At 72.4% G+C, this 14,072-nt stretch carries 13 protein-coding genes; 9 read left to right on the plus strand and 4 right to left on the minus strand.

The features are described 5' to 3' along the window. Nucleotides 1-332 (plus strand): ROK family protein (locus V7793_RS21270; protein WP_336008850.1); only part of this gene is annotated, 332 nt, incomplete at its 5' end. 95 nt (nt 333-427) lie between these two features. On the opposite strand, the gene V7793_RS21275 is transcribed toward V7793_RS21270, so the two are convergent. Then, nucleotides 428-1,873, minus strand: coding sequence for a glyceraldehyde-3-phosphate dehydrogenase (locus V7793_RS21275; RefSeq protein WP_336008852.1), 1,446 nt, complete (start codon nt 1,871-1,873; stop codon nt 428-430). 285 nt (nt 1,874-2,158) lie between these two features. On the opposite strand from V7793_RS21275, the gene V7793_RS21280 reads away from it, so the two are divergent. After that, nucleotides 2,159-3,085 (plus strand): NADP-dependent oxidoreductase, encoded by a 927-nt coding sequence (locus V7793_RS21280; RefSeq protein WP_336008855.1) that lies wholly within the window; start codon nt 2,159-2,161, stop codon nt 3,083-3,085. A 65-nt stretch (nt 3,086-3,150) separates the two neighbouring features. After that, nucleotides 3,151-4,086, plus strand: coding sequence for an AraC family transcriptional regulator (locus V7793_RS21285; RefSeq protein WP_336008857.1), 936 nt, complete (start codon nt 3,151-3,153; stop codon nt 4,084-4,086). 12 nt (nt 4,087-4,098) lie between these two features. Here V7793_RS21285 and V7793_RS21290 read toward each other — a convergent pair whose 3' ends face one another. Next, entirely contained in the window at nt 4,099-4,728 is a 630-nt protein-coding gene (locus V7793_RS21290) for a histidine phosphatase family protein (protein WP_336008859.1), read from the minus strand. 80 nt (nt 4,729-4,808) lie between these two features. Between V7793_RS21290 and V7793_RS21295 the strand changes: the two genes are divergently transcribed. From V7793_RS21295 to V7793_RS21315, 5 genes are all read left to right on the plus strand, one after another. Beyond that, nucleotides 4,809-5,285 carry a DUF6314 family protein gene (locus V7793_RS21295; RefSeq protein ID WP_336008861.1) on the plus strand — a complete coding sequence of 159 codons (477 nt, stop codon included), beginning with the start codon at nt 4,809-4,811 and terminating at the stop codon, nt 5,283-5,285. A gap of 242 nt (nt 5,286-5,527) precedes the next feature. Beyond that, nucleotides 5,528-6,088, plus strand: a complete 561-nt coding sequence (locus V7793_RS21300) for a PadR family transcriptional regulator (protein ID WP_336008862.1) — start codon at nt 5,528-5,530, stop codon at nt 6,086-6,088. A gap of 47 nt (nt 6,089-6,135) precedes the next feature. Next, nucleotides 6,136-7,857 (plus strand): acyl-CoA dehydrogenase family protein, encoded by a 1,722-nt coding sequence (locus tag V7793_RS21305; RefSeq protein WP_336008864.1) that lies wholly within the window; start codon nt 6,136-6,138, stop codon nt 7,855-7,857. Between the two features lie 203 nt (nt 7,858-8,060). Further along, nucleotides 8,061-9,776 (plus strand): GAF domain-containing sensor histidine kinase, encoded by a 1,716-nt coding sequence (locus V7793_RS21310; RefSeq protein ID WP_336008866.1) that lies wholly within the window; start codon nt 8,061-8,063, stop codon nt 9,774-9,776. 244 nt (nt 9,777-10,020) lie between these two features. Further along, a complete protein-coding gene (locus V7793_RS21315; RefSeq protein WP_336008868.1) occupies nt 10,021-10,368 on the plus strand; it encodes a hypothetical protein in 348 nt (115 codons plus the stop codon). 37 nt (nt 10,369-10,405) lie between these two features. On the opposite strand, the gene V7793_RS21320 is transcribed toward V7793_RS21315, so the two are convergent. Next, nucleotides 10,406-11,149 carry a response regulator transcription factor gene (locus V7793_RS21320; protein WP_336008870.1) on the minus strand — a complete coding sequence of 248 codons (744 nt, stop codon included), beginning with the start codon at nt 11,147-11,149 and terminating at the stop codon, nt 10,406-10,408. 147 nt (nt 11,150-11,296) lie between these two features. Further along, nucleotides 11,297-12,832 carry an FAD-binding oxidoreductase gene (locus V7793_RS21325; protein ID WP_336008872.1) on the minus strand — a complete coding sequence of 512 codons (1,536 nt, stop codon included), beginning with the start codon at nt 12,830-12,832 and terminating at the stop codon, nt 11,297-11,299. Between the two features lie 140 nt (nt 12,833-12,972). Between V7793_RS21325 and V7793_RS21330 the strand changes: the two genes are divergently transcribed. After that, nucleotides 12,973-13,914 carry a TOMM precursor leader peptide-binding protein gene (locus tag V7793_RS21330; protein ID WP_336008874.1) on the plus strand — a complete coding sequence of 314 codons (942 nt, stop codon included), beginning with the start codon at nt 12,973-12,975 and terminating at the stop codon, nt 13,912-13,914. Nucleotides 13,915-14,072: the final 158 nt, after the last annotated feature.

Below are 14,072 nucleotides of genomic sequence, written 5' to 3' on the forward strand. Positions count from 1 at the left end.
CAGCGCGCACCGGAGACCCGGCCGCACGTGCCCAGCTGGAGCGCCTCGGCCACTGGCTCGGCATCGGCATCGCGACGCTCGTCAACCTCTTCGACGTCGAGCTGGTGGTCGTCGGCGGCGGCGTCGCGGAAGCCGGCGAACTGCTGCTGGCCCCCACCCGGGCGAGCTTCGCCCGGTACGTCACCGCGGCCGCCCACCGTGAACTCCCGGCCATCGAGCCGGCCCGCCTCGGGCCGGAGGCGGGGTGGATCGGCGCGGCCCTGCTGGCCCTGGACCAGGACGAGCCGGCCCCCGGCCGGGAGCACCGGGAGGGGCCGGACGGGGGGGCGTGAGAGGCCCACGGAAAACGGCCGGGCGGCCACCTCGCCGTTGAGGTGGCCGCCCGGCCGCGGCGTTCAGGAACGCCGGAGAAGACGGTGCGCCGGGATCAGACCTGCGGCACCGGGAAGGTCGGGTACTCCACCCCGGACACGTGCTGGACGACACGGATGACCTGGCAGGAGTAGCCGAACTCGTTGTCGTACCACAGGTAGAGGATCGCGTTGTCGCCGTCGACCTTGGTGGCGCCGGCGTCGACGATCGAGGCGTGGCGCGAGCCGATGAAGTCGCTCGAGACCGCGTCGGGGGCGGTGGTGAAGTCGATCTGGCGCTTGAGCGGCGAGGTCAGCGACACGTTGCGGAGGTAGTCGAGGACCTCCTCGCGGTCGGTCTCGCGGCCGAGCCGCAGGCTGAGGATCGCGATCGAGACGTCCGGCACGGGAACGCGGATCGAGCTGCCGGTGATCGGCGCCTTGAGGCCGGGCAGCGCCTTGGCGACGGCCGAGGCGGCACCGGTCTCGGTGATGACCATGTTCAGCGGCGCGGAACGGCCGCGGCGGTCGGCCTTGTGGTAGTTGTCCAGCAGGTTCTGGTCGTTCGTGAACGAGTGGACCGTCTCCACGTGGCCGCGCAGCACGCCGTACTCGTCGTCCATCGCCTTCAGCGGCGGGACGATCGCGTTGGTGGTGCAGGACGCGCAGGAGATGATCTGCTCGTCCGGCTTGATCATGTCGTGGTTGACGCCGTGCACGATGTTGGGCACGTCACCCTTGCCGGGCGCGGTCAGGACGACCTTGTCGATACCGGGGCGCAGGTGCTTGGACAGCCCCTCGCGGTCGCGCCACTTGCCGGTGTTGTCGATGAGGATGGCGTCCTTGATGCCGTACGCCGTGTAGTCGACCTCGGACGGGTCGTTGGCGTAGATCACCTTGATCTCGTTGCCGTTGGCGACGATCGTGCTGTTCGCCTCGTCGACGGTGATCGTGCCCTGGAACTGGCCGTGGATCGAGTCGCGCCGCAGCAGCGAGGCGCGCTTCACGATGTCCTGCTCGCCGCCCTGGCGGACGACGATGGCGCGCAGCCGCAGGCCGTTGCCCGAACCGGCCTTCTCGATGAGGAGGCGGGCGACGAGGCGGCCGATGCGGCCGAAGCCGTAGAGGACGACGTCGCGGCCCTCGCACCGCTCGATCTTGTTCTCACCCGTGGCGCCGGCGACGGCTTCGGCGGTGAAGTCCGCCACCGACAGGCCGCGGTCGTCGGCCTTGTACGTCGCGGCGAGCATGCCGATGTCGATCTGGGAAGGGCCGAGATCGAGCGTGGTCAGGGCCTGCAGGAACGGCAGCGTCTCGGTGACCGAGAGCTCCTCGCCCGCTATCTGCCGGGCGAAACGGTGGGTCTTCAGGATGCTGACCACCGACTTGTTCACCAGGGAGCGGCTGTGGAGGAGGACCGTGACGTCCTGCTCGCGGTGCAGCTTCCCGATGATCGGGATCATCGACTCCGCGATCTCCTCGCGGTTCTTCCAGCTTGTGAACGAGTCCTCGTTGACAGTCACAGGTGCAGGTCCATCTCTCGATCGAGCTAGGCGGCGCTCATATGCTAACCCCACACTCTTTTGACTGTTCAAGCGGTGCCGCTGAGGGGAATCCCACACTCCGGAGCGCGGTCGCCGCGTGCCCTGGAGTAGCCGTCGCCCGGGATGGCTCAGGATCCCGGCAGTTAAGACGATGGGACATCTTTCCAAGACTCGGGGATATTCATCCGCTCATTCGATCTTCCTAGTGTTGAGCACATCAACCGCCGGGGACACCGCCCCGGCCCCTCACCGGGAGAGATCACCATGCGCGCTGTCGTTCAGAAGTCCTTCGGAGGCCCCGAGGTCCTGGAGGTCGTCGAGACCGAGCGTCCCACCCCCCTCGGCGGCGAGGTCCTCGTCCGCGTCCACGCCAGCGGCGTGAACCCCGTCGACGTGGCCGTCCGCTCCGGCGCCTACCCGCTGCTCGGCGAGCCGCCCTTCGGCGTCGGCTGGGACATCTCCGGCGTCGTCGAGGAGGCAGGCCCGGGCGCCCGCTTCAAGCCGGGCGACGAGGTCTTCGGCATGCCGTTCTTCCCGCGCGCCGCCACCGGCTACGCCGAGTACGTCGCCGTGCCGTCCCGCCAGGTGGCCCGCAAGCCCGCCGGCCTCGACCACGTGCACGCCGCGGCCCTCCCGCTCGCCGCGCTCACCGCCTGGCAGGGACTGGTCGACGCGGCCCGGATCACCGAGGGGCAGCGGGTGCTGATCCACCGCGCGGCGGGCGGCGTCGGCCACTTCGCCGTGCAGATCGCCAAGGCCCGCGGCGCCCACGTGATCGCCATGGCGAGCGCCCCCAAGCACGACTTCGTGCGCGGCCTGGGCGCCGACGAGGTCATCGACTACCGCACCACCGACTTCACGGAGGCGGTCAAGGACGCCGACGTCGTCTTCGACTCCTCCTCCGAAGGCGTCCGCTCCCTGGCCGTCCTGCGCCCCGGCGGCACGCTCGTCAGCATCATGGAGCACTGGAACCAGGAGCTCGCCGCCCAGGTCGAGGCCGCGGGCCGGAACTTCGCCGGAATCTCCGTCGAGCCCGACTACGCCTCTCTGGAGGCGATCGCCGCCCTCGTGGACGCCGGCCGCATCCGCCCCCACGTCGCCGGGACGTTCCCGCTGGCCGAGGCCGCCGCGGCCCACGAGGTGGTCGGCTCGGGCCGGACCCAGGGCAAGATCGTCCTGACCGTCGACTGACACGGGCCGGGACGTACGCTGACCGGAAGGCCGGTGACGGGAACGACGGGGAAGAGAGGACGGCGTTGGACATCCTGACCGAGGCGCTGGGCTCGATGCGGACCGGGCAGCCCCAGTCCGTACGCACCCACGGCCGCGCCCCCTGGGGGCTGCGCCTCCCCCCGGTCGCCGGCGCCGGCTTCCACGTGGTGCTGTACGGCACCTGCTGGCTCGTCCCCCTCGGCGACGCGCCGCACCTGAAGCCCCTCGCCCTCAGCACGGGCGACGTGGTCTTCCTGCGCGACGGCCGGGGGCACGTCCTGGCCGACGACCCCTCCACCCCGGCCGAAGAGGAGAGGCCCGAGCAGTTCCGGCCCGGCTCGCCGCTCGGCACGGTCACCATCGGCGGCGACGGTCCCGGCACGAGTCTGCTGTGCGGCAACTACCACCTGGACCAGGGGCGCCCCCACCCCCTGGTGAGCCGGCTCCCCGAGATCATCCACCTCCCCACCCGGCACGGCCGCCACCCCGAACTGAGCGCCGCCGTCCAGCTCCTCGGCACGGAACTGGAGAACCCGCGCATCGGATCGGCCGGCATCGTGCCCGCGCTCATCGACTCGCTGCTCCTCTACATCCTGCGCGCCTGGTTCGAGGACCAGCCCCCGACGGCGGCCAAGGGCTGGGCGGCCGCCCTCGGCGACAGCGCCGTCGCCCCGGCGCTCTCCGCCGTCCACGCGGACCCGGCCGCCCAGTGGACCGTCGAGTCGCTCGCCGAGCGCGTGGGCCTCTCCCGCGCGGCCTTCGCCCGCCGCTTCACCGCCCTCGTCGGCGAGCCGCCCATGGCCTATCTGACCCGCTGGCGCATGACGACCGCCGCCCGGCTGCTGCGCGAGACGGACGCCCCGCTCACGACCGTCGCGGCCCGGACCGGATACGGCTCCGAGTACGCCTTCGCCAAGGCCTTCAAACGCGAATTCGGCCGGGCCCCGGGCGGCTACCGCCGGGAGGCCCGGGCCGCGTGAGGCGCACCGCGGTCACGAGCCGAGGTGCCGGGTGTCACCGAGGCCGACGACCTGGCGGTTGTGGAAGAAGTCGTCCTCGCGCAGGGTGGTGATGCTGCCCGGGGCCACCGGGAAGGCGACACGGCCCAGCGCCTCGAACGGCATCCCGATCCATGCCGCCACGACGAACGTCAGGGCGAAACCGTGCGTCACGACGACCTGGTGCGCGCACGGGCGCCGCAGGATGTCGTCCACGGCCGCGTAGACGCGCCGGGCGAGGACCGCTCTGGTCTCGGCGCCCGGCAGGCCCTCGTCGTGCCCCATCCGGTCCCCGGCGGCCGGCGGCGGGACGAACCGCCGGTCCAGCCACTCCTGCGGCCGCCCCTCGGCCTCCCCGTAGGACTTCTCCCGCAGCCTGCGGTCCAGGACCGGTTCCACGCCGAGGAGCCCGGCCACCTCCTCGGCCGTCTCCCGGGTCCGCCGCAGATCCGAGGAGAACAGCTCCACCCCGGCGCCGTCGGGGACCGCGGCCCGCAGAGCCCGGGCGATGGAGACCGCCGCGCGCCTGCCGGCCGGAGTGAGCCGCGAATCGTGCCAGCCGCCGACCACCCCTTCGACGTGGTGGGTCGCTTCCGGGTGCGTGACGACGTAGACGCTGCGCATCAGTGCGTGCCCTTCTCCTGGGTCCTCACCCCGTGCCGCCGCGGCGCCCGCCGCCCGCGGCGGCGGGGGATGATGGGTCGGTGAACTGCGCCGCCCATGATCCGACACCCGTCAGCGATTCGGCACCCCGCCCCGTCCCCGACGCCGTCGCCTACCTGACCGGGCAGTGGACGGTCGACCGCACCCTGCTCGACCTGGACACCGGCGCCGAGGGGGCGTTCCACGGCACGGCCGACTTCCGGCCGGCCGACGACGGGGCGTCCGTACTGCACGTCGAGGACGGCGAGCTGAGCTGGGCCGGCGCGGTCAACCGGGCCGGGCGGACGCTGCGGCTGCTGCCCCGGCCGGACGGCACGGCCGAGGTGCTGTTCGCCGACGGCCGGCCCTTCCACGACCTCGACCTGCGCACGGGGCACTGGACCACCCGCCACCCCTGCGGGCGGGACGGCTACGACGGCACGTTCACCGTCGTCTCGCCCGGCGAATGGCACGTGCAGTGGCGTACCACCGGCCCCGCCAAGGACCACCTCCAGCGCTCGGTGTACCGGCGGCGCTAGGGCGGCCGGTCGCCGGAGCGCCCCGCACCCGCCCGGATCCGCCCTGTCGGCGGGACGGATGGTCCTGGAGGGCGGCGTGGGCCGGATGGTCCAGGTGGCGCGCTCGAACCTGCGCAACATCCCGCGCCCCTGAGGGCTCCCCGGTGGTGCGGCCCCGCCCTGGGGAGCAGCCGCGAGTGAGCCGCGTCTCACCCGGGCGGGGGCGCTTGTCTATGAAACGAGTTGCATAGCAGGATCCGGGTATGGCGCTCGAGCACGCGATCCTCGTCTCCCTGCTGGAGAAGCCGGGCTCCGGCTACGAGCTGGCCCGGCGCTTCGAGCGGTCCATCGGCTACTTCTGGACCGCCACCCACCAGCAGATCTACCGCGTCCTCAAACGGATGGAGGGCGACGGATGGATCGACGTGCGCGAGGTGCCGCAGCAGGGCCGGCCGGACAAGAAGGAGTACTCCGTCGCCGCCCCCGGGCGCGCCGCACTCTCCGGCTGGCTCCATGAGCCGATCGAACCCGAGAGCGTCCGGCACGACCTCGCCGTGAAGATCCGCGGCGCGGCCTTCGACGACCCGGCCGCACTGATCCGCGAAGTCGAACGCCACCACCGGGCGCACTCCGACCGGCTCGCGCACTACCTCGCGGGGGAGCGGCGCGACTTCACCGGGCCCGAGGCGCCCGGAACGCCCGGCGAGGCCGGGCGGGAGCTCCAGCACGTCGTCCTGCGCGGCGGCATCGCCTACGAGCGCATGACGATCGCCTGGCTCGACGACGTCCTCGCCACGCTCCACCGGCTCCGGGCCGGGCACTGACCTGCAGACCACACCTTTCGATCTCCACGCCGGAAAGGCGAACCTCCATGGCCGACCAGCTGCTCTTCAACCCGCGCACCTACGACCCCGCGCACTTCGACCCCGAGACCCGCAGGCTGCTGCGCGCCACCGTCGACTGGTTCGAGGAGCGCGGCAAGCGCAAGCTGATCGAGGACTACCGCTCCCGCGCCTGGCTGGCGGACTTCCTCGCGTTCTCCGCGAAGGAGGGGCTGTTCGCGACCTTCCTCACCCCGGCCTCCGCCGCGCAGGGACAGCAGGACAAGCGCTGGGACACCGCCCGCATAGCCGCCCTCAACGAGATCTTCGGCTTCTACGGGCTCGACTACTGGTACGCGTGGCAGGTCACCATCCTCGGCCTCGGCCCGGTCTGGCAGAGCGACAACGCCGCCGCCCGCGCCCGCGCCGCCGAACTCCTCGCCCAGGGCGAGGTGTTCGCCTTCGGCCTGTCCGAGAAGTCCCACGGTGCCGACATCTACTCCACCGACATGCTCCTGGAGCCGGACGGCGACGGCGGCTTCCTGGCGAGCGGATCCAAGTACTACATCGGCAACGGCAACGCCGCCGGCCTCGTCTCCGTCTTCGGCCGCCGCACCGACGTCGAGGGCCCCGACGGCTACGTCTTCTTCGCCGCCGACAGCCGCCACGAGGCGTACCACCTCGTCAAGAACGTCGTCGACTCCTCGAAGTACGTCAGCGAGTTCCGCCTGGAGAACTACCCGGTCGCGGCCGAGGACGTCCTGCACACCGGACGCGCCGCCTTCGACGCCGCCCTCAACACCGTCAACGTCGGCAAGTTCAACCTCTGCACCGGCGCGATCGGCATCTGCGAGCACGCGATGTACGAGGCCGTCACGCACGCGCACAACCGCATCCTCTACGGCCGCCCCGTCACCGCCTTCCCGCACGTGCGCCGCGAGCTGACCGACGCCTACGTCCGCCTCGTCGGGATGAAGCTGTTCAGCGACCGCGCCGTCGACTACTTCCGCTCCGCCGGCCCCGACGACCGCCGCTACCTCCTCTTCAACCCCATGACGAAGATGAAGGTGACCACGGAGGGCGAGAAGGTCATCGACCTGATGTGGGACGTCATCGCGGCCAAGGGCTTCGAGAAGGACACCTACTTCGCCCAGGCCGCCACCGAGATCCGGGGCCTGCCGAAGCTGGAGGGCACCGTCCACGTCAACCTCGCGCTGATCCTGAAGTTCATGGGCAACCACCTGCTCAATCCGGCCGAGTACGCGCCCGTGCCGACCCGCCTCGACGCGGCCGACGACGACTTCCTCTTCCGTCAGGGCCCGGCCCGCGGCCTGGGCGCCATCCGCTTCCACGACTGGCGCACCGCCTACGACGCCTACGCCGACGTGCCCAACGTCGGCCGCTTCCGGGAGCAGGCGGACGCGCTGTGCGAGTTCGTCACCACCGCCGCCCCCGACGAGGAGCAGAGCCGCGACCTCGACCTCCTCCTCGCCGTCGGCCAGCTCTTCGCCCTCGTCGTGCACGGCCAGCTGATCCTGGAGCAGGCCCGCCTGACCGGCCTCGACCGGGACGTGCTGGACGAGCTGTTCGCCGTCCTCGTCCGCGACTTCTCCGCGCACGCCGTCGAACTGCACGGCAAGGACTCCGCCACCGGGGAGCAGCAGCGCTGGGCCCTCGGTGCGGTCCGCCGCCCCGTCGTCGACGACGCCCGCTCGGCCCGCGTCTGGGAGCGCGTCGAGGCGCTGTCCGGCGCGTACGAGATGGCGCCGTAACTCCCCTCCGGCCGGGGCCCCTACGGCACCGGCGACCACTTCACGCCACCCCGGTCCCGTCCCGATCGCATCGGGCGGGACCGGGGTCGTTCTGCCATGGAGCCGCTTCTTCCGGCCCGGGCCGGCGCATCCGTCTCCGCCCCGCCCCGGGACCGATACGGTGGTCCGACGAGACACACCTCGTCCGTTCGTGAGGAGACGCGTTGGAGAGCGCCGGGGGTGGTTCGGTGCGGCTGCCGCACCTCAGACTCGACGAGCTGCTGGGGGAGCTCCAGGCACGGCTCGACACCGCACGCGGTACGTGGGACCGGGTGCACAGCCTGCTGGAGGCAGTGCTGTCGGTGGGGCGCGAACTGGACCTGGAGCACGTGCTGCGCCGGATCATCGAGGCGGCGGTGGTGCTGGTGGACGCCCAGTACGGGGCGCTGGGGGTCATCGGCCAGGACGGGCGCACGCTCTCGCAGTTCCTCACCGTCGGGCTGACGGACGAGCAGATCAGGGCCATCGGGCCGTTCCCCTCGGGGCACGGGCTGCTCGGGGAGCTGATCCGGCACCCCGCGCCGCTGCGGCTGCCGAAAATCTCCGAGCACGCCGCCTCGTACGGCTTCCCGCCCAACCACCCGCCGATGCACAGCTTCGTGGGCGTCCCCATCCGCGTCCGCGACCAGGTGTTCGGGAACTTGTACCTGACCGAGAAGCGCGGCGGGGCGGACTTCGACGCCGAGGACGAGGCGGTGCTCTCCACGCTCGCCGTCGCCGCCGGCGTCGCCATCGACAACGCCCGGCTGTACGAGGAGTCCACTCGGCGCGAACGGTGGCTGCGGGCGAGCGCCCGGGTGACGACCAGCCTGATGTCCGGCAGCCCGCGGCAGGACGTGATGGCCCAGATCGCCGAGCTGGCCAAGGAGATCACCGAGGCCGAACTGGCCACGGTCTCGCTGCCGCTGGACGACGGGTCCGCGCTGACCGTCGAGGTCGCCACGGGGGAGCTGGCCGACGCCATCCGCGGCGTCGCCCTCCCCGTCGAGGGGACCCTGGTCGGCGTCGTCCTCTGCGAGCGCGAGCCGGTCTGCAGCCTCAGCGTCGACGAGGACCCGCGGGTCTCCGCGGTGCCCGCGTCGGTGACCGGTCTGGGGCCGGCGGTGGCGGTGCCGATCAAGTCCGGTGAGACGGTGATCGGCGTGCTGTTCCTGGCCCGGGGGACGGGGCGGCCGGTGTTCTCGCAGGAGGAGATCGAGCCCCTGCTGAACTTCGCCGGGCAGGCGGCCATGGCCATGGAGCTGGCGGAGCGCCGGGCGGACGCCGAACAGCTCACGCTGCTGGAGGACCGCGACCGGATCGCCCGCGACCTGCACGACCTGGCGATCCAGCGGCTGTTCGCCACGGGGATGACGCTGCAGAGCGCCGACCGCTTCATCGACCATGCGGAGGCGTCGGAGCGCGTGCAGCGGGCGGTGAACGACCTCGACGAGACCATCAAGATCATCAGGGCGACGATCTTCGGCCTGCGGTCCCGGGAGACCGCGCCCCAGCACGGGCTGCGCACCCGCGTCGTGCAGACCGTCGGAGGCGCCGCCACGCTCCTCGGCTTCGCGCCGAGCCTGCGGATGGAGGGACTGCTGGACACCCAGGTGCCGCGCGCCGTCATCGACGACGCGGTGGCCGTCCTGGCGGAAGCCTTGACGAACGTCGTCCGGCACGCCCGCGCCACGTCCGCCGGCGTCTGCGTGGTCAACGACGGCCGGGAGCTGGTGCTCACCGTCACCGACAACGGCGTCGGCATGCCCGGCGACGGGCGCCGCAGCGGGCTGCGCAACCTCGCCGAACGCGCGGAACGGCACGGCGGGCGGCTGCTGCTCTCCGCCCCGTCCGGTGACGGCACGGTGCTGACCTGGCGCGTTCCCCTCCCGGCGGAGTAGCTGCGGACAGGCCGTCCCCCGCCCTGCCGTGCCGTAAAGAAGTTCAAAATTCAATAGGCTGGTGGTCCCCTGTCACGGCACCACCGGGGGCGTCTTGGCGCACCCCCCTGCGCACGGGGCGACCCCCGATCCGCGGGGGGCCGATCGGCCCCATGGGGAGGGACTGACCGTCCCCATGGCCCCGGAGGATGTTCCCCCGAAAGTGGATATCCGGTCGATGAACGGCCGGAGACGGGGGAATGTCATGCAGACGAACGACAACTCGACGAAAACACCGGCCCGTCGGGCCCGTGGCCGTGCGGCCGCGCTGCGGTCGGCCTGGATCGCGCACCTTCTGTGCCTGGGCACGCTGGGCTGGGCGCGGGACGCCTCGCTCAGCGCGATGGGCCCGTTCTCCGTGGCGGGCTTCGTGCTGTTCCTCGGCTGTGAGGCGACGGCAGCCCTCCTCATCGCCCGGACCCGGCGCGGGAATGCGGCACCGGAAGGCTTACGGCCGTCCGCCCGGCCCGCCGGCTGCACGGACCGGTGCGCGAAGGAATGCCGGGACGACGGTGGCCGGGCGGGTACCGGCGAGGCGGCCGCCGGCATCTGACCGCACAGCGACGTGCTCACGTCGGCAGCGGTCCGGCTCAGCCCCGGCGGCCGGACTGCTCCCGGCGGCCCCCGGGTTCGCCCGCCGGCGGGCCCGGCTCGGCGGTGCCCCGGCCGGCCTGGGTGGCGAGGACGGCCGCCTGGATGCGCCGCTCGACGCCGAGTTTGGCGAGCAGCCGCGAGATGTGGTTCTTGACCGTCTTCTCGGACAGGAAGAGGCTCTTGCCGATCTGCCGGTTGGTGAGACCGTCACCGATCAGCGCGAGGATGTCGCGCTCGCGGGGCGAGAGGTCGGCGAGCCGCTCGTCACCGGGCCCGGCGTCCTCGCCGTCCCCGCGCAGGCTGGTCATCAGGCGCGTGGTCGTGGCCGGGTCGAGCATGGACTGGCCGGAGGCGACGGTGCGGATGGCGGAGACGAGGTCGGACCCCTTGATCTGCTTCAGGACGTACCCGGCGGCCCCGGCCATGATGGCGTCCAGGAGGGCGTCGTCATCGTCGAACGAGGTCAGCATCAGGCAGGCGAGCCCCGGCATCCGCGAGCGCAGCTCCCGGCAGACGGTGATGCCGTCGCCGTCCGGCAGCCTCACGTCCAGGACGGCGACGTCGGGGCGCAGGGCGGGCCCCCGGGCGAGTGCGTGGTCGACGGTGCCCGCTTCCCCGGCGACCACGATGTCGTCCTCGGCATCCAGCAGGTCGTGGACCCCCCGCCGGACCACCTCGTGGTCGTCCAGGAGGAAGACCCGGATCGGCCTGTCCTGGGAGAACGCCTCTGTCTGCTCCACAACCGGCTCCCGTCGACGGTCGGCGCACCGCTGCGCTGCACCGATCATGATCTGCCGGGAGTTGCGTCCACCATGGGCCGAACGGCCCTGAGAGGGATCAGCCGCCTCGCGGCCGGACGGCCCTCACCCCGCGGTCGCCGCGAGCTGTCACCGTCCCTCGGCGCGGGCGGGCGCCGGGTCGATGCCCTGCGGGAAGCGGAAGGCTCCGTGGGGGTCGTACTCGGCCTTGACGGAGGAGAGGCGGGCGTAGTTCTCCGCGTAGTAGGCGTGACGCCAGTCGCGGAGGGACGGGTCGATGAAGTTCTGGTAGGTCTCACCGTTGGAGTGGGGGTCGACGGCGTGGAAACCGGCGTCGGCCCACTGCTTCGCCGCGATCTTCGCGGCGGTGCCGGCGGTGCCGCGGCCGATCACGCTCAGGTAGTTGATGTCGAAGAGGGTGTCGCGGTGCACGTAGGCCGTGTCGGTGCGGCCCGGGTCGCCCGCGGCGCCGCCCAGGGCCAGGACCTCCAGTTTGTGGGTCTGGCCGGGGACCCGGGCCAGGTCGAAGACCTCCAGGGCCCGTTCCCAGGCGGCACGGGGCAGCGGCCGGCCGAACATCCGGCCGCGGACCAGGCCGTAGGCGGCCCGGGGGAGCCGGCCCTCGGGGGTGCTGCCGGTGCGGTGGCACTGGGCGGCCGTGAGGGTGCCGCATTTGAAGGCCTCCATCATGAACGACCGGTACGGAACCCTGTCGGCCGTGTGGTCCGCCGGCGGACCACACAGGGAGACCAAGCGGGCGACTTCGGCCGCGAGTTCGGCATCGGTGCCGGTGGACAGCAAGGTCACGCCCGCGAGGGGCGTCCCGCCCGGAGCCGCGTCGGCGAGGACGGCCACGGCGGCGCCGCCGATGGTCCGCGGCGCGTCGACCAGCCAGTGGGCGAAGCCGTCCATCATGCCGACGGCGTGGTCCCAGGCCCAGGACAGCCGCGCCGTCCGTACCGGGCCGACGGCCGCGGGGGTCATGGAGTACGACGTGACGACGCCGAAATTGCCCCCGCCGCCACCGCGCAACGCCCAGTACAGGCCGGGGTGTTCCTCCGGAGAGGCGGTGACGACCCGGCCGTCCGCGAGGACCACCTGCGCCGCGGTGACCCGGTCGCAGGCCAGGCCGAGGGAGCGCGTGAGATAGCCGATGCCGCCGCCCTGGACGAACCCGGCCGCGGCGATCGTCGCCCACGTGCCGCCGGGCAGGGCCAGCCCGTACGGGGCGAGCGCGTCGACCACGTCGACCGCCTGCGCACCCGCGCCGACCCGTACGCTCCGGGGGCCCGCCGTCACCGAGTCGAGCCGCGACACGTCGATGACCAGGCCCGGGCTGGTGGAGTAGCCGCCGTAGCTGTGCCCGCCGCTGCGGGCCGCGAACGGCACGTCGTGGTCCTGGACGAAGGCCAGGCACAGCGCCACGTCGTGCGGACTCCGGCAGTAGGCGACGGCCTTCGGGGCGACCGCGTCGAACTGCGCGAGGTCGAGCTGCCTGGCCGTCCGGTAGACCGGATCGGAGGGCCGGACGAGCCGGCCCTGCAGACGCCGGTCCAGCCGCGCCCAGGGCACACGGCCGGCGTGCGCCGGCGACATGCCCGGGGCCAGCAGCGACAGCGCCGCGGTACCGGTGCCGAGAAACCCTCTACGACTGAACGTGTCCATGCGGATGCTCCGTCCGACTCCCGGGAACGAGGCAGCCATTGGACATGCGAACAATGCATTCCCCTACTACGGAATTCCGTAGTACAGTACCGGGGAATTCCGTATTGGGCGGTTATTGTTCCGGGCCTACGATGGGCTCCGTGCCTGATTCCGAGCTTTCCGACCTTTCCGCGGTGCTGGAGAAGGTGGCGGTCGCGGCCGCCGACGTCGAATTCCGGATGCACGGGCCGGAGAAATGCGAGATCGCCGTCGGCCCGCGGACCTACGCGCTGACCGCGGATCCGGCCGCCCTGCAGCCGCTGGCGGACGTCATCACGCAGGTGGTGCCCAGGATGCGCCGCAGCACCCCGATCCGCCGGCAGCTCACCGAGGCGGAAGCCCGAAGGCTGTCGCCGTTCATGCCGCGCTTACGCGACATGGGTGTCCTGCTCTTTCCCGGAGAAAACGCGGTCATCGACGACGAGCCCGGCCGGCGGCTCTATTCGTATATCTGCCGCCGGGCCGCCGAACCGGACCGGGTATTCTCCGGCATCCGGGCGAAACACATTCACGTGACCGGCCCGGAACCCGTCGTCTCCGTATGGAACCGCCTGCTCCGGGAACAGGGGCTGAACCCCGCCGGGCCGGAGCCGGAGGCGGACGCCGCGCTCCGTATCGTCGCCGACTCCGGCGAGGCGCGCCTCGCGGCGGCGAACCGGACCCTGTGCGCCGACCGCAGGTCATGGCTGCCGGTGCGCTTCGACGCGCAGCGCGTCCGGATCGGCCCCTGGGTGCGGCCCGGCGAGTCGGGGTGCCTGCGCTGTCACCTTCCCGCACGGCCGGAGGAGGAAGGGGCCCGCGAGCCCGGGCCGTCCGCCGGGTGGGCCACCCTCCAACCGGGGTGCCTTTACTGGACCGGCGGGCTCGTCGCCCACCTCGCCCTGCGCGCCCTGCTGCCGATGGCCGCGGAGCACCCCTGGGGCCGGGTCACCACCATGGACGCCGCCACCGGCGAACAGACCTCGCTGACCGCCTGGCGCGACCCGTTCTGCCCCGACTGCGCCGGGCACGCGAGCGCATCGCGCGAGTGGGTGGCACTGTGACGCGCGGGGCGGTGGGCCTGATCGAAGCCATGGGCTTCGCCGTGCGGGAACTCCCGCTGCCCGCCCGTCTCGTGGGGACGGCGTTCGCGCTCGTCGGCGCCGGGCACCGCGCGGAGCGGCTGGAACAGCCGGCCGCCCCGGTCCCGATGCTCGCCCTG

Origin of the sequence: Streptomyces sp. KLMMK (assembly GCF_036961605.1) — a bacterium.
Classification (GTDB): Bacteria; Actinomycetota; Actinomycetes; order Streptomycetales; family Streptomycetaceae; genus Streptomyces; species Streptomyces telluris.